This window comes from Nocardia sp. NPDC050717, assembly GCF_040654275.1.
Taxonomy (GTDB): Bacteria; Actinomycetota; Actinomycetes; order Mycobacteriales; family Mycobacteriaceae; genus Nocardia.
Map to the genome: position 1 here is coordinate 137192 of NZ_JBFAHR010000002.1, position 24934 is coordinate 162125.

The window sequence follows — 24934 nt, forward strand, 5'->3', positions numbered from 1 at the left end:
AACCCCTGGCCTCGCCGCGATCGGCGTCGGCCGAGACGACCTGATCTCGGCGATGATCGACGACCAGCTGGCGCAGTTCTTCGCCGACGCGCAAGCTGTTCTCGATCAGTACGAGAACGTCGATGGGCGCCGACGACCTGCCCGCGGAGTCGCGCTCGCTGTTCGCCGAGCACGTCGCCCGCATGTTCCACACCTACGTGCTGATCCCGACCCAGCTGGTCGACATGGGGCACGGCGGCCCGCTGAACGCCGCGAGGGCCTTGCAGCGAGCCGCCGGATCGACTCAGCCGGCCAGCAGACCCTTGGCGACGTGCGTCACCTGGATCTCGTTGCTGCCCGCGTAGATCATCAGCGACTTCGCGTCGCGCGCCAGCTGCTCGACCCGGTATTCGGCCATGTAGCCGTTACCGCCGAACAACTGCACGGCCTCCATCGCCACCTCGGTCGCGGCCCGGGTGGAGTACAGCTTCATGGCCGACGCCTGGGCGAGCGTCGGGATCTTGCCCGCGGCCGCCCGTTCGAGCGCGTTGAAGACCATGTTCTCGACGTTGAGACGCGCGATCTCCATCTCGGCCAGCTTGAGCTGGACGAGCTGGAATCGGCCGATCTCCTGGCCCCACAGCTTGCGCGACTTGGCGTAGTCGACGCACAGCCGATGGCATTCGTTGATGATGCCCAGCGACAGGATCGCGCACCCCACCCGTTCGACGATGAAACTCGTGCGAGCGCTCTCGCGGCCGTCGCCGCCCTTGTGGTCCTCGGTTTCCCCGAGCAGCCGGTCCTTGCTCAGGCGCACGTTGTCGAAGAACAGCTCGCCGGTGGGCGAGGAGTGCATGCCCATCTTCTTGAACGGCTTGCCCTGGGTGAAGCCCGCCATGCCCTTGTCGAGGACGAAGGTGAGCACCTTGCGTTCGCGCTTGTCGCCGCCGTCGCCCTCGTCGAGCTTGGCGTAGACGACCACCGTGTCGGCGAAGGGACCGTTGGTGATGAAGGTCTTCTGCCCGTTGAGGATGTAGTCCTCGCCGTCGCGGCGCACATAGGTCTTCATGCCACCGAACGCGTCCGAACCCGAATCGGGCTCGGTGATCGCCCACGCGGCAACCTTTTCCAGGGTGACGATGTCTTTGAGCCAGCGCTGCTTCTGCGCGAGTGTGCCGCGCGAGGCGATCGTCGCCGCGCCGAGGCCGAGGCTGACGCCGACGGCGGCGACGCTGCCCAGGGTGACGCCGGTGAGCTCGCTGATGAGCACCGCCGCCATGCTGCCCTGCGCGGCGAGGGGGTTGCCGCCCTTCTTGTCCGAGGACTTCTTCTTCTCCGGGGCGGGCTCGCCCGCGGCGATCCGATCGGCTTTCGCCTGCTCCCTGGCCAGCATCTTGTCCACGGCCTCGCCCGCCATGACGTCGATGCCGAAGTCGGCGAACAACTTTCGCATGATGTCGTAGGGCGGCAGGTCGCCGTGTTCGAGTTCGTCGATATGCGGACGAACTTCCTTGGCGATGAACTCGCGCACGGACTCGCGGATCATCTCGTCGGTCTCAGACCATTCGAACATCGTCGTTCTCCAGATTTCGTCGGCTCAGGGCAGTCGGGTGGCGATGTCGTCGATCGACCACGCCGCGTCGGTCTCGATGGTCTTGACGTCGTGCCAGCCCGCGAGTTCGCTGATCGCGCCACCCTGCACCGCGAACACCTTGCCGGTGATAGGGCACTTGTCGGTGGCGAGGTAGGCGACGAGCGGCGAGATGTTGGCCGGGCTGAAGGCGTCGAAGCTGCCCTGGGCCTCCGCGTCGGCGGCTTCGGCGGCCATGAGCGCGCCCATGCCGGGGGTGGCCAGGGTCAGGCGGGTGCGCGCGATCGGCGCGATCGCGTTGGCGCGCACACCGTAGCGCTGCAGTTCGTCGGCGGCGACCTGGGTGAGCGCGGCGATCGCGGCCTTGGCGGCGCCGTAGTTGGCCTGGCCCGCGTTGGGCACGGTGACACCGGAGGCGGAGGCGGTGTTGATGATGGCCGCGTTGGGCTGACGGCCCGCCTTGGACTCGGCCTTCCAGTACGCCGAGGCGTGGTGGATCACCGCGAAGTGGCCCTTGAGGTGCACCGCGACGACGGCGTCCCAGTCGCTCTCCGACAGGCTCGGGATGAACCCGTCGCGCAGGATACCGGCGTTGTTGACGACGATGTCGAGGCCGCCGAACTCGGAAACAGCCTGTGCGACAAGTGCTTCGGCACCTGCCCAGGTGGCGATGTTGTCGGTGTTGGCGACCGCGCGACCACCGGCGGCGACGATCTCGTTCGCCACTTCCTCGGCCGGTCCGGCGTCGCTGCCGTCGCCGCTGTTGCTGCCGCCGAGATCGTTCACCACGACCGCGGCACCCTCGCGCGCGAACAGCAGCGCGTGCTCGCGTCCGATGCCGCGACCGGCGCCGGTGATGACGGCGACACGACCTTCCAACGCACCCATGTCTACTCCTTCGTACAAAGTCTTGGTCTGCCGCGCCGGGCGGGCGGCAGGTCGGGGCAACCCCGAAGGTCCCCGCGCCCGACAGGCGCGGGGACCGTTCTCAGTCCGCGATCTCGGCGATACCGTTGCTCAGGACCACATCGGATCCCCGCACGGTCTCGAACGCGTAGGTGGTGACACCGTTCTCGGCGCCGGCACGCCAGATGCGGGTCTCGAGGTCGTCGCCGGGGAAGACGAACTTGGAGAACCGCACGGCAAGGCGCTTCACCCGCGAGACGTCGGAGTCGGCGACCTCGGCGAGGACACCCCACCCGGCCATCGCCATCGTGCACAGCCCGTGGGCGATGATGCCGGGCAGACCGGCGTCCTTGGCGACCTCCTCGTCCAGGTGCAGCGGCACCGGATCTCCCGAGGCAGGCGCGTACCGGAAGGTCTGGTCGTCGTCGACATGGTGGGTGGCCTCGGCCAGCGGAGGCGTCGTCTTCACGTCGGCGTACGGCTCGATGACCGGGATCGCCTCGCCGACGTTCGGACCCGCGTCCACACCGCGGAAGAAGCCGGACAGGTACTGCTCGTTGACCAGATCACCACTCGCCTCGTCGGCACAGGTGAGGTGGATGTAGACCAGCGAGCCGGTCGACTTGGTCTCCCAGCCGATGACCCGTCCCCGCGAGACCAGCTTGTCGCCGGGCCTGATCGGACGGTGGAAGTGGAAGTCCTGCTCGCCGTGGGTGATCCGGCCGAAGATGTCCATCGGTACCACGTCGACCGCGGGCGCCATCAGCGCGTCGAAGACCGGCACGATGGCGAAGACCGGCGAGCCCACGTCACCGGCGCGGTGCGCGGCGATCGGGTCGTTGGTCGCCGCCGCGTACTCGGCCAGCCGTTCGCGGGTGACCTCGAACCGTTCCTCGTCCGACCACAGGTTCAAGCCGTCGCGGTCGAATTCGAATACGTCGGCCATGCTCACGCCCCGGCGGCGAGGGCGGCAAGCTTGTCCAGCGAGTTCTGCAGCTGCTTGGTGCCGTCCTTCTCGACGGCCTTGCCCAGCGCGCCCTTGATCAGCGCGCCCTCGAACTCACCGGAGACGTGCACCTCGGTCTCGTCGCCGGCCGGGGTCAGCTCGAAGGAGAAGGTCGCTTTCACGCCTGCCATCCCGGTGCCCGTCATGACCAGCTTGGTCGGGGCGACCTCCTGCACGACCCACTCCATCTTGTTGGCCATGCCGAGCATGAAGATCTTGGCGGTCAGCGCGGTGCCCGCGGTGAGGGTGGCGGGGGGCTCCACCATCCAGCGCTCGTGGATGGTGAACCAGTCACCCCAGGTGGACGGGTCGGTGATGACGCCCATCAGCTTCTCGGCGGGGGCGGACAGGGTTGCGGTCTTCTCGATGTGACCCATGGCGTTCTCCTTGTGTTCAGCGGTTGGCGCGCTGGTAGGCGGTGACGACGGCGGCGCCGCCGAGGCCGATGTTGTGCTGGAGGGCGGCGGTGACGTTGTCGACCTGGCGGGCCTCGGCGGTGCCGCGCAGCTGCCAGGTGAGTTCGGAGCACTGCGCGAGCCCGGTGGCGCCGAGCGGGTGCCCCTTGGAGATCAGCCCGCCGGAGGGGTTCACGACCCACTTGCCGCCGTAGGTGGTCTGGTTGTCGTCGATCAGCCGGCCGGCCTCACCGGGAGCGCACAGGCCCAGGGCCTCGTAGAGCAGCAGTTCGTTGGCCGAGAAGCAGTCGTGCAGCTCGATGACCTGGAAGTCGTCGGCGCCGAGGCCGGCCTGATCGTAGACACTGCGGGCCGCGACGACGTTCATGTCGTAGCCGATGATGTTCTTGCAGGTGCCGTCGAAAGTCGACGCGAAGTCGGTGGTCATGGCCTGGCCGACGATCTCGACGGCCTGGTCGGCCAGATCGTGCTCGGCGACGAAGTCCTCGCTGGCCAGGATCGCGGCGCCGGATCCGTCCGAGGTCGGCGAGCACTGCAGCTTGGTCAGCGGGTCGTAGATCATTCGGGATCCGAGGATCTCGTCGAGGGTGTACTCGTCGCGAAACTGCGAGTACGGGTTGTTCACCGAATGCTTGTGGTTCTTGTAGCCGATCTTGGCGAAGTGCTCGGCGGTGGTGCCGAACTCCTTCATGTGCTCGCGACCGGCCGCGCCGAACATCCACGGGGCGGGCGGGAAGAGCACCTCGGAGATCTCGGCGAGGGCCTGCATGTGATTGGCCATCGGCTGTTCGCGGTCGTCGAAGGTGGTGCCGAGGGAGCCCGGCTGCATCTTCTCGAAACCGAGCGCCAGGGTGCAGTCGGCCAGGCCGCCGCGGATCGCCTGCGCGGCCAGGTACAGCGCGGTGGAACCGGTCGAACAGTTGTTGTTGACGTTGACCACCGGGATACCGGTCATGCCGAGCTCGTACACCGCGCGTTGTCCCGACGTGGACTCGCCGTAGACATACCCCACGTAGGCCTGCTGCACCTCGTCGTAGGAAATGCCGGCATCGGCCAGCGCCTTGGTGCCCGCTTCCCGCGCCATGTCGGGGTAGTCCCAGACGCTGCCGTCGTCGTTGAGACGCCGCCCCGGCTTCTCGAACTTCGTCATGCCGACACCGACGACGAATACCCGTTGTGTCACAGGATTTCCTCTCCCTCGATCAGCTGTTCAGCCATCTCCTATGACGGTATGAGCGCGGGTCGGGGCCGACGAGGACTGCAACGGGCCACCTGGGGGACCGAAACGATCATCGACCGCTGGTAGCGTTCGGATCGGTCGCCGAAATCGAGTCCGAGGAGCCGGGTGGCGCACACAATTCCGATGCGGTTCTTCCGGGCGACGGTGGAATCGCTGGTGAAGCGCGGTGTCGATGTGGAGCAGGCGCTGCGTGGCGCGGGGCTGGACTGGCGGCTCTACGCCGAAGACCGCGCCAGGATGACCCCCGAGCAGGCGACCAACGTGGTTCGCGCGCTCTGGGAACAAGCCGACGACGAGCTCCTGGGCCTCGGCCCTCGGCCGGTGTCGCGCGGTACCCTGCGGCTGGCCGGGTTGACCATCATCCACACCCGGGATCTGCGCAGCGCGCTGAGCCGGATGGTCGAATTGGGCAAGGTGTCCACCGGCATCCGGTGGACGCTGCGGGTGGACGAGGCGGGGCCGGCCACGCTCAGCAGCGAGGAACCACCGCAGGCCCGGATCGATCCGCTCGTCGCGTTCGCGATGACCGGGGGAGTGCACCGGTTCGCCGGGTGGCTGATCGGCGCGCCGATCACGTTGCGGGCCATCGAGTTTCCCTTCGACGCGGAGCATCTGGCGGAGGAATACGCGCTCATCTTCGGTGTCCGTCCCCGCTTCAACGCGCCGCGGATCGCGGTCTCCTTCGACGCGGCATTGCTGTCCAAACCCGTGGTGCGGGACGAGGCCGATCTCAAGGAATTCCTGCGGGACGCGCCCGGCGTGCTGCTCTACGCCCAAGAGCGCACCGCGTCCACCGCGGCGCGGGTGCGCACGATCATGGAACGCAACCCCAACGGACCCTGGCTCGGTGCCGACGAGGTGGCCCGCCGACTGTCGGTCAGCGCGCCGCACATGCGGCGGCTGCTTCGCGCCGAAGGCACGACGCAGCGCCGGATCCAGGAGGAGATCCTGCGCGATCGCGCGGTGGAGGCGTTGGTCCACGGCGACGAGTCGATCGCGGAACTGGCTGCCCGCTTGGGGTTTTCGGAAGCCAGCGCCTTTCGCCGGGCGTTTCGCCGATGGACCGGCAGCGCGCCGAGCGACTATCGCGCCACCCGGTCCACGGATCCGCCCGCCTGACCGGCCCGCGCCGCGAAGACGGCGACGGGCCCTTCCCGATAGCTACCGAGGAAGGGCCCGTCGCCGGACTCGAATTCGACTGTGTGTCAGCGTGACCGGGTCAGCACCGACAGCGCGAGCCGGTGCCGCGGACGGTGCCGGGCGGCCTCGATCAGCGCCTCCCGATCGGTGATCTTGCGCCGCGGTCGGCCCGTCGCGGCACCGTCGGTGCGTTCGGCTCGGTCGATCGCCGCCAAGCCCGCCGCGTCGACGGCGTCGGCGTCGGCGTCGGCGTCGGATCAAGGAGGTAAGCGAACACCTGGTGAACTCGCCCGCTACTGTGATGAAAAGCGCACAATCGGCGAAGTTTCGGTGCGGGACGCAAAAAAGCAGGTCAGGGCCGATGATCGGGCCCGACCTGCTCTTGTTGTGCGCCATCAGGGACTCGAACCCCGAACCCGCTGATTAAGAGTCAGCTGCTCTGCCAATTGAGCTAATGGCGCTTGTGTTGCTCGGCTCGCGACTCTGGGGGAAAACCTCTCGGTTTCTCCCTCGGCCCCGCTCTCCGGTGCGGAACAAACATTAACAGGCTTGGGGCCGGAAAGTGAAATCGGGCTCTGACCAGCGACGATGTCGGGCGACCCGCGTTGTTAACGATCGGGGGCCGAGTGCGTATCTAAGGGGTGTGACTTGGTCGTGTCGCGGGGGCTTTCCCGTTTGTCCCGGCCAGGCTGACTGGCAGAATGGCTGGGACGACGAACCGTACGCCCCAGCCGGCGTGGATGGCACGGGCGTGGACCGTCGGTGGGATCTGCGGCGCACAGTGACTGCGTCGGTATGGAAACGGGGTTGACATGGGTAAGAAGCGGGGGCGACCTCGGTCGCTGCGGACGATCGTCCCGGTGGTGCTGCTTGCGGTGTTCGCGTTGGGCGCGAGTGCTTGCTCGGCCGCGGAGGGCGCCGGTGTCGAGGTCGCGATCGACCGTAACCCGATCACCGAGCTGATGAAGCCGAAATTGGTATCGGCGATCAAGGACGGGCAGGTCGGTGTCTCGCCCGGCATGCCGCTGGCCTTCCAGGTCGAGGACGGCAAGTTCACCGACGTGAAGCTCACCAACAAGGAGGGCAAGGCGGTCGCGGGGCAGCTCGCCGCGGACGGGCGCTCGTGGGCGACCACCGAGGTGCTCGGCTACGGCAAGACCTACCAGCTGACGGCGTCGGCCATCGGTCTCGGCGGCGCGAACGCCTCGACGCTCAGCTTCACCACCAGCTCGCCGAACAACCAGACCAAGCCCTACCTGATGCCGGGTGAGGGTGAGGTGGTCGGCATCGGTCAGCCGGTGGCCATCCAGTTCGACGAGAACATCCCGGACCGCCGGGCGGTGCAGGACGCCATCAAGATCACCACCGAGCCGGCGGTGGAGGGTGCGTTCTACTGGGTGAACAATCGCGAAGTGCGCTGGCGCCCCGAGCATTTCTGGGCTCCGGGCACCAAGGTGACGATCGATGTGAACGTCTACGGCAAGGACCTGGGCAAGGGCCTGTACGGCCAGGACAACATCCACTCGTTCTTCACCATCGGTGACGCGCAGATCTTCACCGCCGACGACAACACCCACCAGGTGACCGTCGAACGCAACGGCGAGGTGATCATGACCATGCCGACCTCGATGGGCAAGGACTCCACGCCCACCGACAACGGCATCTACATCGTCGCGGACAAGCACGACAAGCTGATCATGGACTCCTCGACCTACGGTGTCGCGATCAACTCGCCCGACGGCTACCGCACCCCGGTGGACTACGCGACGCGAATCTCCTACAGCGGCATCTTCTTCCACTCCGCGCCGTGGTCGGTGGGGCAGCAGGGCTACTCGAACGCCAGCCACGGCTGCCTGAATCTGAGCCCGGCCAACGCGCGCTGGGTGTACGAGAACGCCAAGCGCGGTGACATCACGATCGTGAAGAACACCGTCGGCGGCACGCTGTCCGGCGTCGACGGGCTCGGCGACTGGAACATCCCGTGGGCGGAATGGAAGGCAGGCAACGCCGACGTCTCCTGACGCGCGAAAGCGTAAGGGCCACCGGATGTTTCCGGTGGCCCTTCGTGGTTCCAGGGGAGGATCAGGCGGGGCTGGGCAGCTCGCTGCAGTCCATCATCGCCTCGCCCGCGACGGCGAGGGCGCTGCCGAGCGCGCCGCAGAGGATGCGGCCGCCGAACAGCAGGCGGTCCAGGTTGGGCAGCCCGGCCGAGCCGGTGCCGGAGGAGCCGGTGGTCTCGAGGCCGGTGGTCGAACCGCTCTGCGCCGAGCCGGACTCGGGTTGCTCGGTGGGCAGACCGAAATCGCCGGTCGGCGCCGCGGCGACATACGGGGACAGGGGTAGGCCGGGCGCAGCCGCCGCGGTCCCCGCGATCGGGCCGAGCGCGGTGGTGGCCGCGAGGACGGCGACGACGGTGGAACGCTTCATCAAGGGGTCTTTCCGGTCGAACCTGACGTGAGATGCCGCACAACTGGGCGGTGGTCCAGAGTGTAGCGGGCAAACGTGATCTTCGTCATGACACCGGTTGGGCCGGTCAGGCGGTCGCGGCGAGACCGTGCTCGTGGCCGCGGAGCTCGGCCGAGATGCTGACGCCGGGGTCGCCGACGACCACGCGCCGGACGCCGCAGCGGCAGCGTTGATAGGCGACCAGGCCCTCGCTGGTCCGATGACACGATTCGATCCACCAGGTGTGGGAGGCGTGGCTGCTCATGTCCCGAGTCTGATGTAATGGCATTGTGCATTACAACCATTACGGACGGGAGCCCGTGCAGCTCGGCATCGAGCTGCTCAACGCGCCCTGTGCCTCGGCGGCGGAACTGGCCGAGCGCTGCGCGGCCGCCGGACTGGTCCTGTCCGTTCCGCCGACCGACGCGGACGTGGTCTCGGTGACGGCCTTCCTGGCGCGCTGGCGGCGGGTGGTCGAGTGCACGGACCGGCCCGCCCGCGCCGAGCTGCTCAACGCGCTACTGGCCGAGTACGCCTCGGCGCCCCGGCTCACCGATCACGTCGGCGACGGCTGGCACCTGCATTTCCGCGACCCCGGCGTCGCGACCGACCGGCAGATCGCCGCGCTGATCACGGTCGGCACCGCACTGCACCTGACCGGACTCGGCATGGACCGGCTCGGCGTCTGCGAGACCGACGGGTGCGCGCGGGCCTACGCCGACATCTCACGCAACGGCAGGCAGCGGTTCTGCAGCCCGGCCTGCGCGAACCGCGCGGCGGTGCGCAGGCATCGGGCCGGGCGCGCCGCGGGGTGAGCCGCTGCGCGGGCGCGCCACCGATGCCTCGCGGGCACGGGTGGCGCCCGGACTCGCCCGCTGTCCGCGAGCGCCGGTCACCCGCGTCGGGTCGTCACTCCAGGACGGGGAAGTTGGCGCGCAGGACGTTGCGCGGGTCTCGGGTTCGCTTGATCTCGCGCAGCCGGGTCAGCGTGTCCGTGTCGAAGGCCGCGCTCGCCGATTCGCCGGGGGCGAGGAAGGTGTAGGGCTTGGCGCCGGTGATGTGGGTGCCGAGCCCGTCGAGAATCGTCGCGAAGCCGGCCCGGACCTCGTCGACCAGGTGCGGCAGGCCGAGGCCGAGCAGGTAGAGCGCGTACGGCTCGGTGAGCGGCCCGCGCGCGCCGTCGCCGGGCTCGGCCGTCGCCAGTGCGCCGCCGAGCCCGCGGATCTGGATGTTGAGCAGGGGAGCGACCGGTGCCTCGATGATCGTCTTCACCACGGCGTCGCCGAGGTCGGTGAGCAGTTCGCCGCGGGACAGCGAGGGCGTGGGGTCGGTGGGTTCGGCGGTGATGGCGCCGATCCGGTCGGGGGTCATGGCGCCGCGGGTGTCGGTGAGCGCGCCCGTGATCGTGTCGAGTGCGCTGGTCAGCGCGCGGCCTTCGGCGGGGTCGCCGAGGTAGGCGAAGTCGATCGCGACGGTCGGCGCCGCGCCGGGGGGCTGGTAGCGCTGCAGCCACACCGACAGTTCGGTCGGCGCCGCCGCGGTGAGTGCGGCGAACGTCTCGAAGACCTCGGCGGTGCGGTCGGCGGGCCAGCTGACGCGGCCACCGTAGAGCTGCGGCAGCTCGAACAGGTCGAACTCCAGAGCGGTGACGATCCCGAAGTCGCCACCGCCGCCGCGCAGCGCCCAGAACAGCTCCGGGTCGGAGTCGGCGCTGACCCGCTGCCGCTCGCCCGCCGCGTCGACGATCTCGAGCGCGGTGACCGCGTTCGCCGCCCAGCCGTGCGCGCGGGAGAACCAGCCGAAGCCGCCGCCCAGGGTGTAGCCCGTCACGCCGACGACGGGATTGCTGCCCGCCAGGCCGGTGAGCCCGCGGGCGGCGGCCGCGGCCTGGATCCGTCCCCACTGGGCGCCGGAGCCGACGCGGGCGGTCCGCCGGGCCGGGTCGACGGTGATCTCGTCGAGGCGGCCGGTGCGCAGCAGGATGGCGTCGGCGATGTCGCCGGTGGCGCCGTGGCCGGTCGGCTGGGTCACCACGGTGCGGCCGGTGCGCTCGGCGTGGCGCACCACCTGTGCGATGTCCTCGGCGTCAGCGGCGGTGACGACGGCGGCGACCGGCTGTCGCACGGCGGTGTTCCACGGCCGCGCCGCCTGCTCGAACTCGTCCTCGCCCGGCAGCAGTACCGTCCCGCGAACGGCGGTGCGCAGCGCGTCGATTCCCATGTTTCCTCATTCCCTCGTGGCTTCACCCGGTAGACGACGCGGGGAAGAGGACTGTGACACACCGGGTCCGAGGACCGTGTGCACCAGGTCCTCGACCTCGGTGGGATCGAGGGCGGCGGAGGTCATCAGCCGGCGGTAGATCACGGCGCCCGCCAGCGCGGTCGCGGCCAGTTCGGGGTCGGTGTCTGCGGGGAAGTCCCCGGTGGCGATGCCGTCGCGGACCGCGGCCACGAGCGTCGCGCGGCGTTCGGCGTTGTATCGGTGGAACAGCTCACGCAGCTCGGCGTTGCGCTCGGCGGCATCGATGAGCGCGGGGGTGCAGTCGGCGACGATCGAGCCGGTGAATGCCGTCGGTATCGTTCTATAGCGAGACGCTACCGTTTCGTAGGTGACCGAGGAGGTCGGCATGATCACCGTTCGCTACATCGTCGACGACGTCGACGCGGCCGTGCCCTTCTACGTCGAGCGGCTCGGCTTCGCCGTCGTCATGCACGCTCCGGCGGGCTTCGCGATGCTCGACCGCGACGGACTCAGACTGCTCCTGAACCGGCCCGGTGCCGGCGGCGCCGGACACCCCGACGACACGGGCAGGCCCCCGGCGCCGGGCGGCTGGAACCGCTTCCAGCTCGCCGTGCCGGATCTGGACGAGGTGCTCGCCGGGCTCGAACACGCGGGCGTGCGCGTCCGGACCGGCATCGTCGCGGGCGGGGGCGGGCGGCAGGCCGTGATCGAGGACCCGTCGGGCAATCCGATCGAGCTGTTCGAGCCGAAGGCCGGGGAAACCTGGTGAACGAGTGAGGCCCAGGGCGGGAATCGCTCCCGGCCTGGGCCTCGGTGGGGTGAGTGACGGGACTCGAACCCGCGACAGCCAGGATCACAACCTGGTGCTCTACCAACTGAACTACACTCACCATCGCCGGTGAATCACCGGCGCCGTAGATACTAGCGTGTTTCGGGCGTCAGGCCCTAATCCGCTGGTCGGGGGCTTGTTCCGGTGACATCCACGGCCTCGGTGACCGCTTCGGCGACCGCGGCGATCTCAGTGGTCGACGGGCCGGGCAGCGGCACGAACGCCGTGCGGCGGTAGTACTCGAGTTCGCGGATGGATTCCTTGATGTCGGCCAGCGCCCGGTGGGCCAGACCCTTTTCCGGCTGCCCGAAATAGATGCGCGGGTACCAGCGCCGGCACAGCTCCTTGATCGAGCTCACATCGACCATGCGGTAGTGCAGGTGCTCGTCGAGTTCGGGCATGTCGCGGGCGATGAAGCCGCGGTCGGTGGCGATCGAGTTGCCGCACAGCGGAACCGTGCGCGCGGTGGGCGCGTACTCGCGGATGTAGGCGAGCACCTCGGCCTGGGCCTGCTCGAGCGTCACCGTGGAACGCCGAACCTCTTCGGTGAGACCGGATTTCGCGTGCATCTCGGCGACGACCGGTGGCATGCAGGCCAGCGCGGCGTCGTCGGCGTGGATGACGATGTCGACACCGTCACCGAGGATGTTCAGGTCGCTGTCGGTCACGAGCGCGGCGATCTCGATCAGCTTGTCGCTGTCGAGACGGAGCCCCGTCATCTCGCAATCCATCCAGACCAGGAGTTTGTCGGACACCTGAGCCACCCTAACGGTGGGCGGGTGCGCCCGGGCGGCAGGTGTGTCGTGCGGGCGAGGCGGGACCGGGAGTTGACCGGCGGCGATACAGTTTGCCTTGATCTCCCCGCACCACGTTTCGAGCATTTCTTGCGTACGGCAGTTGTGACCAGACGGAGGACGCGCGATGACCACCCCCCAGGAGAAGGCGGCAGCGGCACGCAAGGCTGCCGAGGAGGCGGCCCGGGTCGCCGCGGAGGCCGCGGCCGCCGCCGAAGCCGCGGAGCAGGAGGCCGCGGCCGCGAACAGCGAATCATCGGCGGCGCCCGCGGCTTCCGGTGAGGCCGCCGAGATCGCCGCGGGCTACGCCTTCGACGGCGCAGCGCTCGAACTCGGCACCGTGATGGTCGGCGGCGCCGCGGATCCCGCTGCGCGCGTGCGCGTTCCGCTACGGATGATGAACCGGCACGGCCTGGTCGCCGGCGCGACCGGCACCGGCAAGACCAAGACGCTGCAGGGCATCGCCGAGCAGCTGTCGCGGGCCGGGGTGCCCGTGGTGATGGCCGACGTGAAGGGCGACCTGTCGGGATTGAGCGAACCCGGCGAGGACAACGAGAAGATCAGGGCGCGCGCCGCCGAGACCGGCGCGACCGACTGGGCGCCGCGCTCGTACCCCACGGAGTTCGTCTCGCTCGGCACCGGCGGCATCGGAGTGCCGATCCGGGCGACCATCACCTCGTTCGGCCCCATCCTGCTCAGCAAGGTGCTCGGCCTCAACGACACCCAGGAATCCACGCTCGGCCTGATCTTCCACTGGGCCGATCAGCGTGGTCTCGCGCTGCTCGATCTGAAGGACCTGCGGGCGGTGATCACCCACCTGACCAGCCCGGAGGGCAAGGAAGACCTCAAGGGCATCGGCGGGGTGTCGGCCCAGACCGCCGGGGTGATCCTGCGCGCGCTGGTGAATCTGGAAGCCGAGGGCGGCGACACCTTCTTCGGCGAACCCGAGCTCGACCCCGCCGACCTGCTGCGCACCGCGGGCGGGCAGGGCGTGATCACGCTGTTCGAACTCGGTCAGCAGGCCGCGCGGCCGGTGCTCTTCTCCACCTTCCTGATGTGGGTGCTCGCCGACCTGTTCCAGACGCTGCCCGAGGAGGGCGATCTGGACAAGCCGAAGCTGGTCTTCATCTTCGACGAGGCGCATCTGCTGTTCGCCGAGGCGTCCAAGGCGTTCCTGCAGCAGGTGGAACAGACGGTGAAGCTGATCCGGTCCAAGGGGGTCGGTGTGTTCTTCTGCACGCAGTTGCCCACCGACATCCCGAATCCGGTGCTGTCCCAGCTCGGCGCCCGCGTGCAGCACGCCCTGCGCGCCTTCACCCCCGACGATCAGAAGGCGCTGTCGAAGACGGTGCGGACCTACCCGAAGTCGGCGGTCTACGACCTCGAGGAGGCGCTCACCTCGCTGGGCACCGGCGAGGCGATCGTCACCGTGCTCTCGGAGAAGGGCGCGCCGACGCCGGTCGCCTGGACCAGGATCGCGCCGCCGAGCTCGCTGATGGACACCATCGGTGACGACGCCGTCAAGTCCAAGGCGCTGTCGAGTCCGCTGCAGGGCAAGTACGGACAGAGCGTCGACCGGGAGTCGGCCTACGAGATGCTGCTGGCCAGCGTCGCCGCGGCCGAACCGGCGCCGGAGCCGCCGCAGGCGCCGGGCCGCGCGCAGGCGCAGCGGGAGGAGGACTCCGCGGCCGAACGGATCATGAAGAACCCGGCGGTGAAGAGCTTCCTGCGCTCAGCGGCAAGCGCGGCGGGCCGGGAGATCAGCCGCAGCCTGTTCGGCACCCGGCGGCGTTAGCGCGCGACGGGGGGACACCGCAGGTCGTGCGGTGTCCCCGAAGGTCATGGGTGTGGGTCAGCTGCTGCCGAACCAGCCCCAGGGGAACCAGTGGTGGCCGCCGCGGCCGCGGTCACAGCGGTCCCAGTCGCGGTCGTTCCAGTGGTTGCGGCCCCAGTCCTTGTCGCAGCGGTGGCCGCGATCGCGGTCGCAGTACTCCCAGTCGTGGTGATTCCAGTTGTCACAGCGCGGGTGGTGGGGGTTGGTGTGCACCACCGAGGGCGTGGCCGCGGGGAGAGCGACGGCGGGCGCCGCCGTCGTCAGCGGGAAGATGGCCGCCGCACCGGTCACCGCCGCGCACAGAATAAGCCGGCGCAGACCGGCCTGGTGTGTCGTCTCGGTCTTCATGATCGCCTCTTCCGGTGCGCTGGTCACCGGACTTCACGCACCGTGTGTCGAGTGTGGTTGACATTCCCCGACCACCTCGATCGTAGGCGCGTGACCGGGGCGTCCACCAGCCCCGCAAGCCGCTGTTCGGCCGCGAATGCGGGCCGCTACACCGCCGCGGGCGCGCTCGGCCGCGGCGGATCCGTGATCTCGCGCATCAGCAGGTCCGCGGTCGTCTCACGGCGCAGCAGATGCCTGGTCCGGCCGCCCGCGACGGCGACGATCGGCGGTCGGCCGACGGTGCTGTAGGTCGAGGCGAGTCCGTGGTGATAGGCGCCGGTGCACGGCACGGCGAGCACTTCGCCGGGCCGCAGGTCAGCGGGCAGCCGCACGCCGGTGGCGAGGAGTTCGCCCGACTCGGTGTGCCTGGCCGCGATCGAGGTCGTCCGCTGGGCGCCGGTGGGATGCCGGTTCACCACCACCGCGCCGTCGTGCCCGCGGCCCCGGCCGCACCCGCCGCCGTCGACGAGCACGCGGTGCCCGCCCTCGGCGGTCTCGGTGACGGCGAGCACCCGGTAGAGCGTGACCCCCGCCCTGGCCACGATCGCGCGCCCGGGTTCCATGGCGATCACGGGGCGGGGGAAGCGGTGGCGCGCGCACCCGGCGTCGAGGGCGTCGTCGAGGATGTCGGCGAGCTCGCGCAGATTCAGTTCCGCGTCGCCGCCGCGATAGGCCACCGCGTGCCCGCCGCCGATGTCGAGGTGGGTGAGCAGCAGACCGTATTCGTGGTCGATCCAGGCCATTTCGCGGATCATCCGGCGGATCGCCTCGCCGTAGTGGTCGGGATTGTGGATCTGCGCGCCGAGATGGCAGTGCAGCCCGACGAGCCGGAGGTTGGGCTGGGCGGCGATCCTGGCGACGGCGGTCTCGAACGACGCGCTGCCCAGCGGGAAGCCGAAATGCGGGCTGCCCGGAACGTCGATGCCCGGGTCGACGCGCAGCAGCAGTTGCCGCGGGGTGACCGCCAGCGCGGCCAGCAGGGTGATCTCGGTGAGCGAGCCGACCACGATGCGCCCGACCCCGGACTCCACCGCGGTCCGCAGCTCGTCGAAGGTCTTGCCGTTGCCGTGCAACACGATCCGGCGGGGATCGATGCCGGCGGCGAGCGCGATCGACAGCTCACCGGCCGAGCCGACCTGCACCGACAGGCCCTCCTCAGCGACCCAGCGCGCCACCGCGCCGACCATCAGCGCGGTGCCCGCGTAGACGATCTCGGCGTCGGGGAAGTGCTTGCGATAGGCCCGGCAGCGGTCCCGCACCTCGGTCTCGTCGACCACGTGGACGGGGGTGCCGAACTCGTCGGCGATGTCGGTCAGCGCCACTCCGCCCAGCGTGACGCGGCCCTCGTCGTCGTAGTGGGTGTCGGCGGGCCAGACCGCGGGATCCAGCCGCGGCACGGTGGTCGCGCGCAACGAAGGGAAGATCTCGAGCAACGTCACGGTGTCTCCTGGGGACGCCCCCGCGCTCCGACGGCGGGGCCGACTCCAGGACTACGCCGTTCGGAGGCCGTCGAACGCGCTGTTGACGAGTCCTTGACCCCCTGGCGGACGTTCCTGACGTGTTGCTGACGCGCCACCCGTCACGGGGCGATCAGCCGCCGAGTTTCTTGTAGAACGCGCCCGCGATCGGGGCGGTCACCGCGCGGGGACCGTAGTTGCCCGCCACGCTCATGCCCTTGCTGATCAGGCCGGGGACGATGCGCATCTTGTTGCGGGCCAGCGCGTCGATGGAGACCTTGGCGGTGTACTCCGAGGAGACCCACAGGAAGTCGGGGACCATCTTGTCGACGATCGACTCGTCCTCGGGCGCGGGGGTTTCCGTGCGGACCGGGCCGGGGGCCAGCAGCGTGACATGGACGCCGCTGCCCTTGAGCTCCCCGCGCAGCGACTCGGAGAAGGTGTTGGCGAACGCCTTGGACGCGGCGTAGGTGGCGTTGTTCGGGATCGGCATGTTGCCCGCCGCCGAGCCGCTGATCAGGATGCCGCCCGCCTTGCGCTCGAGCATGCCGGGCAGCACGGCCAGGGTCAGATCGTGCACGGCGGTCGCGTTGAGTTCCATCTGCGCGCGCTCGTAGGCGAAGTCCAGCTCGGCGACCGGGCCGAACGTGGCGATGCCCGCGTTGTTGCACAGGATCGCGATGTCGCGCACCGCGAGTTCGTCGACCAGGCTGGCCCGCTGGGTCCGATCGGCGAGGTCGACCGCGCGCACCTCGGCGGTGATCCCGTGCGCCAGCGTCAGCCGCTGGGCCAGTTCGGTGAGGATCTCACCGCGCCGCGCGACCAGGATCAACGAGTAGCCGCGCCCCGCCAGCTCGGCGGCCAGCGCGGTGCCGATACCGGAGGACGCGCCGGTGACGACGGCACGATTGTCTGCAGTGGGGGAGGGCAAGCTCACCAGGGCGAGCTTAGGGGATCTGCGCGCGACGGCGCCGACCGAGCCGGGATCGCGGAGACCCGGCCCCGCGGCCCTAGGCTGACAGCTGTCATGACAGGCACCGACATCGCACCACCCCACCCGGAGGATGGCGCCACGACTGGTCACCACCGAGCCGACCGGTGCGGCCCCGCCGCGCCCTCGTCGACACGGACGGCCTCGATCGGCGGAGGTCGGACGTGACCGGCGCCCAGGTGTTCGGGATGGGGGACGAGCCGACGGCCGTGCCGACCTGGCCCGCGCTGACCGAGGACGAGATCGTCAGGGCGATCGCCGCGACCTGGGGTGGGCCCGGGCCTGCCGAGATCGAGTGGCGCAGCGCGCGCCCGCTGTCGTCGACGGTGGGCGTGCGGTTGACCGACGGTGCGCGGGTGGTCGTCAAGCGGCTCCCGGTGCGGCTGCGTGACCCGGCGGCCCTGGCTGAGGAACACCGGTTCATGGCCCACCTGCGCACACGCGGCAACCCCGTGCCCGAAGTCCGTGCGGCCGTGGGTGATCGCGATGCTGGGGGCGAGATGTGTTGTGGTCCTGCGCGATTCGTCTATGAAGTTCAGCGGGCGGGGGTGGGGGAGGACCGGTATCGGGCCGACTTCTCGTGGTCGCCGTATCGCGATACCCGGGACGCGGCGGGAGCGGGGGCGATGCTGGCCCGACTGCACGTGGCCGCTCAGGGGTTCGACGCACCCGCCAGGCCGGCCCGGCCCCTGGTGGCCGGTCTGCACGGCGACAGCGCGGTCAGCGCGTTCGAGTGGCAGCTCGCCCGGCGCCCCGCGCTGGCGCGATTCCTCGCCGATCGTGACTGGCGTGCCGAGATCCCCGACCTGCGCGTCGATCTCACCGGCGTGACGCCGCTGTGGACGCACGGCGACTGGCATCCCACCAACCTGCTCTGGGACGGCGCCGAGGTGACCACTGTGTTCGACTTCGGTCTCGCCGACCGCACCACCGCCGTCTTCGACCTCGCCACGGCCGTCGAACGTACGGCGGTGGACTGGGTTTCGCTGCGCGACGGTGGCGCTGCGCACGTGCGCGAAGACCAGGTGGGTGCCCTGTTCGCGGGTTATCGATCGGTGCGCCCGCTCGACCGCGCCGAACAGGCCGCGCTCGCCGACCTGCTCCCGCTGGTCCACCTCGGCTACGAGCTCTCCGAGATCGACTACTTCCTCGCTGTCGCCGGCCAACCACGAAACGCCGAAATCGCTTACCAGGATTGGCTTCTCGGTCACCTCGCGTGGTTCCGCACGCCAACGGGCCATTCGCTGCGCGCCCTGGTCCGCGACGCCGCCGCCGGTTAGCCACCACGCACCCGGATTCCACGCTGTCGCGCACCCAGGTGTCACGTCCGCAGGTTGGAGTACGGTGTCGCGTCCGCCGGTTGGGCTCGGAGCGCGGTGTCGCGTCCGTAGGTTGGGCGCGGAGCACGGTGTCGCGCCCGCAGGTCGGGCGCGGGGCACGGTGCCGCGCCCGCAGGTCGGGCGCGGGGCACGCAGGTGCCGACCCTCGCGATCGTCCGATCCGATCGTCCTCCTCCGAGAGCGCTGGCACACCACGCAGAGCACCGCCCCGCCCACCGGATGCGAGTTCGGCGGACGGGGCGGTGTGGCGGTCGTCCGTCGCGTCGGACGACCGGGTCGAGGGGATTACAGGCGGGCCGCCAGGCGGGTGCCCTGATCGATGGCGCGCTTGGCGTCGAGTTCGGCAGCCAGGTCGGCGCCGCCGATGAGGTGCAGGTCGACGCCCGCCGCGCGCAGCGGCTCCTCGAGCTCGCGCACCGATTCCTGTCCGGCGCAGACGATCACGTTGTCGACCTCGATCACGCGCGGCTTCTCGCGCTTCTCGCCGAAGCTGATGTGCAGCCCCTGGTCGTCGATGCGCTCGTAGTTCACGCGGCCGACCTGCTCGACGCCCTTGGCCTTGAGCGCGGCGCGGTGCACCCAGCCGGAGGTCTTGCCGAGATCCTTGCCGAACGGGGTCGACTTGCGCTGCAGCAGCACCACGTCGCGGGCGGCGGGGGCGGGCTTGGGCTGCTTGAGCTGGCCGCGGACCTGTTCGTCGTCGGCGTCGACACCCCACTCCTCCTTCCACTCGTCGAGCTTGAGCGTGGGATGCCCCTCGACGGTGAGGAATTCGCTCACGTCGTAGCCGATACCGCCCGCGCCGATCACGGCGACCTTCTTGCCGACCGGCTTCTCCTCCTTCACCAGTTCGGCGTAGGACAGCACCATCGGGTGGTCGATGCCGGGAATGTTCGGGATGCGCGGGCGCACACCGGTGGCCAGCACCACCGAGTCGTAGCCGCCGGCGAGGAGTTCCTCGGCGGTGACGCGCTTGGCCAGATGCAGTGTGACGCCGGTGAGTTCGATCTTGCGGCGGAAGTAGCGGATCGACTCGTCGAACTCCTCCTTGCCGGGGATGCGCCGGGCGATGTCGAACTGGCCGCCGATCTTGTCGTCGGCCTCGAACAGGTCGACGTGATGACCGCGCTCGGCCAGGCTCACCGCCGCCGACAGCCCCGCCGGGCCCGCGCCGACCACGGCGATGCGCTTGGCCCGTCGCGTCGGCAGCAGCTGCAACGTGGTCTCGCTGCCCGCGCGCGGGTTGACCAGGCACGACACCTTCTTGTTGCCGAAGGCGTGGTCCAGGCAGGCCTGGTTGCAGGCGATGCAGGTGTTGATCTCGTCGGCGCGATCGCCCCTGGCCTTGTTGGCCCATTCCGGGTCGGCCAGCAGCGGACGGGCCAGCGAGATCAGCGCCGCGTCGCCGCGGGTGAGGATCTCCTCGGCGATCTCGGGCATGTTGATGCGGTTCGACGCGCACACCGGGATGTTCACCTTGCGGGCGATCTTGGCGGTGAACTCCACGAACGCCGCGCGCGGCACCGAGGTGACGATGGTGGGCACCCGCGCCTCGTGCCAGCCGATGTCGGTGTTGAGGATGTCGACGCCGACGGCCTCCAATTCCTGTGCCAGCGCGACGATCTCGTCGAAGGTCTGGCCCTTCTCCACCAGCTCGGCCATCGACAAACGGAACACGATGATGAAGTCGGGGCCGACGGCGGCGCGGATGCGCCGGGCGATCTCCACCGGCAGGCGGCGCCGGTTCTCCGGCGTGCCGCCCCACTTGTCGGTGCGCTTGTTCACCCGCGGCGCGAGGAACTGGTTGATGAAATAGCCCTCACCGCCCATGATCTCGCAGCCGTCGTACCCGGCGAACTTGGCCAGTTCGGCACAGCGGGCGTAGTCGTCGATGGTGTTCTCGATGCCCTTGGCCGAGAGGGCGCGCGGCTTGAACGGGTTGATCGCGGACTTGATCGCCGAGGCCGAGACGCTGGTCGGCATGTAGGAGTAGCGGCCCGCGTGCAGGATCTGGATGGCGATCTTGCCGCCCTCGGCGTGCACCGCCTTGGTGATCCGGCGGTGCCGGTAGGCCTCGGTCCTGGTGGTGAGCTTGCCGCCGAACGGGAGCAGCCAGCCGGTGCGGTTGGGCGCGTAGCCGCCGGTGATGATCAGGCCGACGCCGCCGCGGGCGCGCTCGGCGAAGTAGGCGGCCAGCTTGTTGGTGTCCCAGGCGCGGTCCTCGAGACCGGTGTGCATGGAACCCATGACCACCCGGTTGCGCAAGGTGGTGTGGCCGAGGTCGAGGGGTTCGAACAGGTGGGGGTATGCGGTCATGGGCGATGGTCACCTTTTCGCGGTCGCAGGGCCTGCAGGACTTCGTCGCACCATTCGACGTAGCCGGACTCCGCGCGGATGCCCGCGCGCAGCACCAGGTACTGGTGCAGAGCGGTGCCGGAGAGCTGATCCGGCGCCGGGAAGAATTTCTTCTCGCTGAGCTGGTACTCGTCGAGGCGCCGCGCGTGCTGCTCGCGGTGGCGGGCGACCTCGGCGCACACGGCGTCGATATCGCCGTACGCGGCGCCGCGCACCTTCACGCCCAGTTCGGAGTTGGCCGGGCTCGACTCGGTGGGTTCGGCGATCCAGCGGGCCAGTTCGGTGTGGCCCGCCTGCGCCACCGAGTACACCTTCTTGTCGGGTTTTCCCTGCTGTTCGACCGATTCCACGGTCACCCAGCCGGAATCCTCCATACGCTTGAGCACCCGGTAGATCTGCTGGTGGGTGGCACTCCAGAAGTAGCCGATCGACTTGTCGAATCGGCGCGCGAGCTCGTAGCCCGACCCGGCGCGTTCGCTGAGCGAGACCAGCAGCGCGTGTTCGAGTGCCATGGGACGAGCGTATCCGGAACGCTCGGTACTATGCAACCAGGTTCATATGATGGTCGGCATGCCGAAACGCTCGTGTGTCCTGCCGTGCGCGCCGGCGCGCATTACGCTTCGGCCATGACCGAGGTGAACGCGTCCGCGACCGTCGGCGAGGCGGCCGGACGCGGGCAGGTAGTGGCGTGGGGACTGTGGGATTGGGGATCGTCGGCCTTTCAGGCCGTCACGCTCACCTTCGTGTTCTCGGTGTATCTCACCGACAAGGTCGGCGACGACCTGCCGGGCGACACCCCGGCCAGTGCCTGGCTGGGGTGGGCGCTGGCCGCCGCGGGCTTGGTCGTGGCGTTGACGGCGCCGGTCTGCGGGCAGTACTTCGACGCGGTCGGCTCACGCAAACGCGCGCTGGCGACCCTGACCGCGCTCACCGTGGGCGCGATGTCGCTGATGTTCTTCGTGCACGACGACTACCACGACCTCTGGCTCGGGCTGGCCCTGCTGGCCTTCGCCTCGGCGGTGTTCGAGCTGGCCGGGGTGCCCTACAACGCGATGATGCGCCAGGTGTCGACGCCGGCGACGGTCGGCCGGGTCTCCGGATTCGGCTGGGCGATGGGCTATTTCGGCGGCATCGTGCTGCTGCTCATCTGCTATGTGGGGTTCCTCGCCGGTGACGGCGACAGCCGCGGCGTGCTGGGGATGCCGACCGATCAGGGCCTCAATGTGCGGCTGGCGATCGTGCTGGCCGCGGTCTGGTTCACGGTCTTCGCGCTGCCGGTGCTGTTCGCGGTGCCCGAACTGCCGCGCACCACCGCCGATCCCGGCGCGGCGCGGGCGGGTCTCCTCGGCTCCTACCGGGTGCTGTGGCGCGACGTGCGCGAGCTGTGGGACAGCGACCGGCACACCGTGTGGTTCCTGCTCGCCAGCGCGGTGTTCCGCGACGGACTGGCCGGGGTGTTCACCTTCGGCGCGGTGCTGGCGGTGCAGGTGTACGGCTTCGCCGACGCCGACGTGCTGCTGTTCGGGATCGCCGCCAATGTCGTCGCGGGCGCGGCGGCCATCGCGGCGGGGCGCTTCGACGACCGGCTCGGGCCCAAGCGGGTGATCGTGGCCTCGCTGATCGGGATGTTGCTGTGCGGGGTGGTGCTGCTCGTGGTCTCGGGCTCGGTGATGTTCTGGGTCTTCGGGCTCGCCCTCACCGTGTTCGTCGGCCCGGCGCAGGCCTCGGCGCGTTCGTTCCTGACGCGGCTGGCGCCGCCGGGGCGCGAGGGTCAGCTGTTCGGCCTGTACACGACCACCGGGCGGGCGGTGTCGTTCCTCGCGCCCGCGCTGTTCGGCGTGTTCGTCTCGGTGTTCCACAGCGACCGCGCCGGGATCGCCGGGCTGCTCGTGGTGCTGGCCGCGGGGTTGCTCGTGCTGTTGCCGGTGCGCGCGCCCGCCGTCGCGCACCACGCGAAATAGTGCTACTTCACTACGCGTGCCCGACCCGGGTTGTGTGTACGCCCGTACTCTGAGTTTCGGGCTGTCCCCGGTGTGCGGTGTGTTACACCATGGACCGCATGCGGCCACAGCAGCGGAAACACCCCTCAGTCAGCGGGTTTGGGCACCCAGCCGCCGATGCCGAGCGCGATCAGGCGCATCTGCATGACGGTGCGTTCGACCACCGCCGCCTCCTCGCGCGGTGTCGCGGCGACGTAGGCCGCGATCCCGTCGGTGACCGTGGTGACCAGTAGGTCGGCCGCGATCTCGAGCTCGGTGGTGCTCCAGGTGTCGAGCGCGCGCAGCCGGGACAGGTCGGCCACGATCTCGCGCACGATCAGCTGCATCTCCCGCGCGATCTCCTGGCGCAGCGCCGCCGGGCCGCCGTGGCGCTCCCGGATGAGGAAGCCGAACAGTGCGCGCTTGGCTCCCACCTGCTCGAAGACGAACCGCACGGTATCGGCCAGATGCGCGTCCGGTTTGCGCCTGACCTCGCGCAATGCGAGTCGCAACGCCGTCACGCCCTCGTCGACCAGGGTGGCGCCGAGATCATCGAGTGAGGCGAAATGGCGATAGAACGCGGTCGGCACGATCCCCGCCGAGCGGGCGATCTCACGCAGGCTCAGCGCCGCGAATCCGCGGTCGGCGGCCAGCGCCAGGGTGCCGTCGAGGAGGGCCGCCCTGGTGTGCGCTTTGCGCTCGTTGCGGGTTCCTGCCTGCTCAGTCACATCGGTGAGCATACATCCGTGCACCATAGTCGCTTCCCTCGAGATGTTGCCCGGCTCACATCTTTGCCGGTTGACAGTGGGCCGGGGCCATCCGGCACACTAGTGAGTGTACAGGCGTGCACTGAAATGTGAATGGCATGCCGAAGGACTTCCGCAGAGGGGCAAGACGCATGGTTGGCCTGATCGATCTGGTGCAGACGTTGACGACGCCGCATCCGTTGGACCGCTATCTGGAGCTCGTCAGCCCGGCGCTCACCGCCAGGGAACTGCGCGCCGAGGTCACCCACGTCTCGCACGCCGTGCCGGACTCGGTGACCCTCACCCTGCGGGCCTCCCGGCAGTGGCGCGGCCACACCGCGGGCCAGTACGTGCAGATCGGCGTCTCGATCAACGGTGTGCGCCACACCCGCTGCTACTCGCCGATCGACCCGGAGAGCCGCGGCGACCGCTTCATCCAGCTGACCGTCCGCCGTCACCCCGGCGGACTGGTCTCGAACTACCTGCACGAGCACGCGAAGCCCGGCATGGTCGTCGACCTGGCGCCGGCCGCAGGCGTGTTCGCGCTTCCCGAGCGGCGCCCCGACCGGGTGCTGCTGATCAGCGGCGGCAGCGGCATCACCCCGGTACTGTCGATGCTGCGGACCCTCGATGCCGAGGGCTTCGCCGGCGAGGTCACCTTCCTGCACTACGCGCGTTCGCCCGAGCTGGTGCCGCACCGTGCCGAGCTGACCGCGATCGCCAACCGCCGCCCCAACGTCCGCGTGGAGTACCGGTACCCGGTCGAGCCCGGCACCGTCGTCGACGGTGAGACCTCCACCGGCAGCGGGTTCTTCGACTACGACGAGCTCGAGCGGGTGGCGCCGTGGTTCGCCGGCGGGCAGACCTTCGTCTGCGGGCCGCCGCCGCTGATGCGCGCGGTGCGCACCCTGTTCGAGGCCGAGGGTCTCGAGGATCGGGTGCACAGCGAGGAGTTCACCCTCACCACGGTGCCCACCGACCCGGCCGAGGCCACCGGCACGGTCACCTTCTCCGACAGCGCCGTCGCCGCCGACAACACCGGAGCATCGCTGCTCGAACAGGCCGAATCGGCGGGCCTGACCCCGGAGTACGGCTGCCGCATGGGGATCTGCTTCTCCTGCACGGCGACCAAGGTCTCCGGCTGCACCCGCAACCTGCGTACCGGCGAACTCGACGCCGATCCCGACAAGCAGATCCAGATCTGCGTGAACACCGCTGTCGGCGACGTCGACATCGCCCTCTAGACGACGACCGAACA

At 69.6% G+C, this 24934-nt stretch carries 26 protein-coding genes and 2 tRNA genes; 9 read left to right on the forward strand and 19 right to left on the reverse strand.

The window, feature by feature from the left end:
* The first annotated feature begins 122 nt into the window (after nt 1–122).
* A complete protein-coding gene (locus AB0H56_RS06665; RefSeq protein ID WP_357158272.1) occupies nt 123–344 on the forward strand; it encodes a hypothetical protein in 222 nt (73 codons plus the stop codon).
* On the opposite strand, the gene AB0H56_RS06670 is transcribed toward AB0H56_RS06665, so the two are convergent.
* The 5 genes from AB0H56_RS06670 to AB0H56_RS06690 form a co-directional block, all read right to left on the reverse strand.
* Entirely contained in the window at nt 284–1552 is a 1269-nt protein-coding gene (locus AB0H56_RS06670) for an acyl-CoA dehydrogenase family protein (RefSeq protein WP_357158274.1), read from the reverse strand. The two genes, AB0H56_RS06665 and AB0H56_RS06670, sit on opposite strands and share 61 nt — an antisense overlap.
* 24 nt (nt 1553–1576) lie before the next feature.
* Nucleotides 1577–2458, reverse strand: coding sequence for an SDR family oxidoreductase (locus AB0H56_RS06675; protein ID WP_357158277.1), 882 nt, complete (start codon nt 2456–2458; stop codon nt 1577–1579).
* A 100-nt stretch (nt 2459–2558) separates the two neighbouring features.
* Nucleotides 2559–3422 (reverse strand): MaoC/PaaZ C-terminal domain-containing protein, encoded by an 864-nt coding sequence (locus tag AB0H56_RS06680; RefSeq protein ID WP_357158280.1) that lies wholly within the window; start codon nt 3420–3422, stop codon nt 2559–2561.
* A gap of 2 nt (nt 3423–3424) precedes the next feature.
* Nucleotides 3425–3859 (reverse strand): SRPBCC family protein, encoded by a 435-nt coding sequence (locus tag AB0H56_RS06685; RefSeq protein ID WP_357158283.1) that lies wholly within the window; start codon nt 3857–3859, stop codon nt 3425–3427.
* A gap of 16 nt (nt 3860–3875) precedes the next feature.
* Nucleotides 3876–5081, reverse strand: a complete 1206-nt coding sequence (locus AB0H56_RS06690; protein ID WP_357158286.1) for a lipid-transfer protein — start codon at nt 5079–5081, stop codon at nt 3876–3878.
* Between the two features lie 162 nt (nt 5082–5243).
* On the opposite strand from AB0H56_RS06690, the gene AB0H56_RS06695 reads away from it, so the two are divergent.
* On the forward strand, nt 5244–6257 hold the full coding sequence (locus AB0H56_RS06695; protein ID WP_357158289.1) for an AraC family transcriptional regulator: 1014 nt from the start codon (nt 5244–5246) through the stop codon (nt 6255–6257).
* An 86-nt stretch (nt 6258–6343) separates the two neighbouring features.
* Here AB0H56_RS06695 and AB0H56_RS06700 read toward each other — a convergent pair whose 3' ends face one another.
* Nucleotides 6344–6493, reverse strand: coding sequence for a hypothetical protein (locus AB0H56_RS06700; protein WP_357158292.1), 150 nt, complete (start codon nt 6491–6493; stop codon nt 6344–6346).
* A 173-nt stretch (nt 6494–6666) separates the two neighbouring features.
* Nucleotides 6667–6739 (reverse strand) — tRNA-Lys (locus AB0H56_RS06705).
* A 351-nt stretch (nt 6740–7090) separates the two neighbouring features.
* Here AB0H56_RS06705 and AB0H56_RS06710 point away from each other — a divergent pair.
* Nucleotides 7091–8299 carry an Ig-like domain-containing protein gene (locus AB0H56_RS06710; RefSeq protein ID WP_357158295.1) on the forward strand — a complete coding sequence of 403 codons (1209 nt, stop codon included), beginning with the start codon at nt 7091–7093 and terminating at the stop codon, nt 8297–8299.
* Between the two features lie 61 nt (nt 8300–8360).
* Here AB0H56_RS06710 and AB0H56_RS06715 read toward each other — a convergent pair whose 3' ends face one another.
* Nucleotides 8361–8705, reverse strand: coding sequence for a hypothetical protein (locus AB0H56_RS06715; protein WP_357158298.1), 345 nt, complete (start codon nt 8703–8705; stop codon nt 8361–8363).
* A gap of 106 nt (nt 8706–8811) precedes the next feature.
* Entirely contained in the window at nt 8812–8988 is a 177-nt protein-coding gene (locus AB0H56_RS06720; RefSeq protein WP_357158301.1) for a hypothetical protein, read from the reverse strand.
* 25 nt (nt 8989–9013) lie between these two features.
* On the opposite strand from AB0H56_RS06720, the gene AB0H56_RS06725 reads away from it, so the two are divergent.
* Complete coding sequence (locus AB0H56_RS06725) at nt 9014–9538, forward strand: CGNR zinc finger domain-containing protein (RefSeq protein ID WP_357158304.1); 525 nt, start codon at nt 9014–9016, stop codon at nt 9536–9538.
* A 94-nt stretch (nt 9539–9632) separates the two neighbouring features.
* Here the strand turns inward: AB0H56_RS06725 and AB0H56_RS06730 are convergent, their stop codons facing one another.
* Together AB0H56_RS06730 and AB0H56_RS06735 are read right to left on the reverse strand one after the other, a co-directional pair.
* The gene (locus AB0H56_RS06730) at nt 9633–10943 is read right to left on the reverse strand and encodes an FAD-binding oxidoreductase (protein ID WP_357158307.1); all 1311 of its coding nucleotides are present in this window, start codon (nt 10941–10943) and stop codon (nt 9633–9635) included.
* Nucleotides 10944–10949: 6 nt separating this feature from the next.
* The gene (locus tag AB0H56_RS06735) at nt 10950–11351 is read right to left on the reverse strand and encodes a TetR-like C-terminal domain-containing protein (RefSeq protein ID WP_357158310.1); all 402 of its coding nucleotides are present in this window, start codon (nt 11349–11351) and stop codon (nt 10950–10952) included.
* Between AB0H56_RS06735 and AB0H56_RS06740 the strand changes: the two genes are divergently transcribed.
* Nucleotides 11350–11733 (forward strand): VOC family protein, encoded by a 384-nt coding sequence (locus tag AB0H56_RS06740; RefSeq protein ID WP_357158313.1) that lies wholly within the window; start codon nt 11350–11352, stop codon nt 11731–11733. The two genes, AB0H56_RS06735 and AB0H56_RS06740, sit on opposite strands and share 2 nt — an antisense overlap.
* Before the next feature lie 45 nt (nt 11734–11778).
* On the opposite strand, the gene AB0H56_RS06745 is transcribed toward AB0H56_RS06740, so the two are convergent.
* Together AB0H56_RS06745 and orn are read right to left on the reverse strand one after the other, a co-directional pair.
* Nucleotides 11779–11854 (reverse strand) — tRNA-His (locus AB0H56_RS06745).
* Nucleotides 11855–11909: 55 nt separating this feature from the next.
* The gene (orn, locus tag AB0H56_RS06750; RefSeq protein WP_167456361.1) at nt 11910–12548 is read right to left on the reverse strand and encodes an oligoribonuclease; all 639 of its coding nucleotides are present in this window, start codon (nt 12546–12548) and stop codon (nt 11910–11912) included.
* Between the two features lie 166 nt (nt 12549–12714).
* Here orn and AB0H56_RS06755 point away from each other — a divergent pair, with 166 nt between their 5' ends.
* Nucleotides 12715–14382, forward strand: coding sequence for a helicase HerA-like domain-containing protein (locus tag AB0H56_RS06755; protein WP_357158318.1), 1668 nt, complete (start codon nt 12715–12717; stop codon nt 14380–14382).
* 57 nt (nt 14383–14439) lie between these two features.
* Here the strand turns inward: AB0H56_RS06755 and AB0H56_RS06760 are convergent, their stop codons facing one another.
* The 3 genes from AB0H56_RS06760 to cmrA all read right to left on the reverse strand — a co-directional run bounded on the left by AB0H56_RS06760 (nt 14440) and on the right by cmrA (nt 17202).
* Entirely contained in the window at nt 14440–14796 is a 357-nt protein-coding gene (locus AB0H56_RS06760) for a hypothetical protein (protein ID WP_357158321.1), read from the reverse strand.
* A gap of 119 nt (nt 14797–14915) precedes the next feature.
* The gene (locus tag AB0H56_RS06765) at nt 14916–16247 is read right to left on the reverse strand and encodes an alanine racemase (RefSeq protein ID WP_357158324.1); all 1332 of its coding nucleotides are present in this window, start codon (nt 16245–16247) and stop codon (nt 14916–14918) included.
* A gap of 151 nt (nt 16248–16398) precedes the next feature.
* Complete coding sequence (cmrA, locus tag AB0H56_RS06770; protein WP_280339940.1) at nt 16399–17202, reverse strand: mycolate reductase; 804 nt, start codon at nt 17200–17202, stop codon at nt 16399–16401.
* 218 nt (nt 17203–17420) lie between these two features.
* On the opposite strand from cmrA, the gene AB0H56_RS06775 reads away from it, so the two are divergent.
* Entirely contained in the window at nt 17421–18536 is a 1116-nt protein-coding gene (locus tag AB0H56_RS06775) for a phosphotransferase (RefSeq protein WP_357158327.1), read from the forward strand.
* 345 nt (nt 18537–18881) lie between these two features.
* Here the strand turns inward: AB0H56_RS06775 and AB0H56_RS06780 are convergent, their stop codons facing one another.
* Entirely contained in the window at nt 18882–20912 is a 2031-nt protein-coding gene (locus AB0H56_RS06780) for an NADPH-dependent 2,4-dienoyl-CoA reductase (protein ID WP_357158330.1), read from the reverse strand.
* Nucleotides 20909–21463: a PadR family transcriptional regulator gene (locus AB0H56_RS06785; protein WP_357158333.1), complete on the reverse strand. Its 555-nt coding sequence runs from the start codon at nt 21461–21463 to the stop codon at nt 20909–20911. The genes AB0H56_RS06780 and AB0H56_RS06785 overlap by 4 nt, the downstream gene beginning before the upstream one ends.
* 114 nt (nt 21464–21577) lie before the next feature.
* Here AB0H56_RS06785 and AB0H56_RS06790 point away from each other — a divergent pair, with 114 nt between their 5' ends.
* Nucleotides 21578–22912, forward strand: a complete 1335-nt coding sequence (locus tag AB0H56_RS06790) for an MFS transporter (RefSeq protein ID WP_357158336.1) — start codon at nt 21578–21580, stop codon at nt 22910–22912.
* 125 nt (nt 22913–23037) lie between these two features.
* Here AB0H56_RS06790 and AB0H56_RS06795 read toward each other — a convergent pair whose 3' ends face one another.
* Nucleotides 23038–23658 (reverse strand): TetR family transcriptional regulator, encoded by a 621-nt coding sequence (locus AB0H56_RS06795; RefSeq protein ID WP_357158339.1) that lies wholly within the window; start codon nt 23656–23658, stop codon nt 23038–23040.
* Between the two features lie 170 nt (nt 23659–23828).
* On the opposite strand from AB0H56_RS06795, the gene AB0H56_RS06800 reads away from it, so the two are divergent.
* A complete protein-coding gene (locus tag AB0H56_RS06800; protein WP_357158342.1) occupies nt 23829–24920 on the forward strand; it encodes a ferredoxin reductase in 1092 nt (363 codons plus the stop codon).
* Nucleotides 24921–24934: the final 14 nt, after the last annotated feature.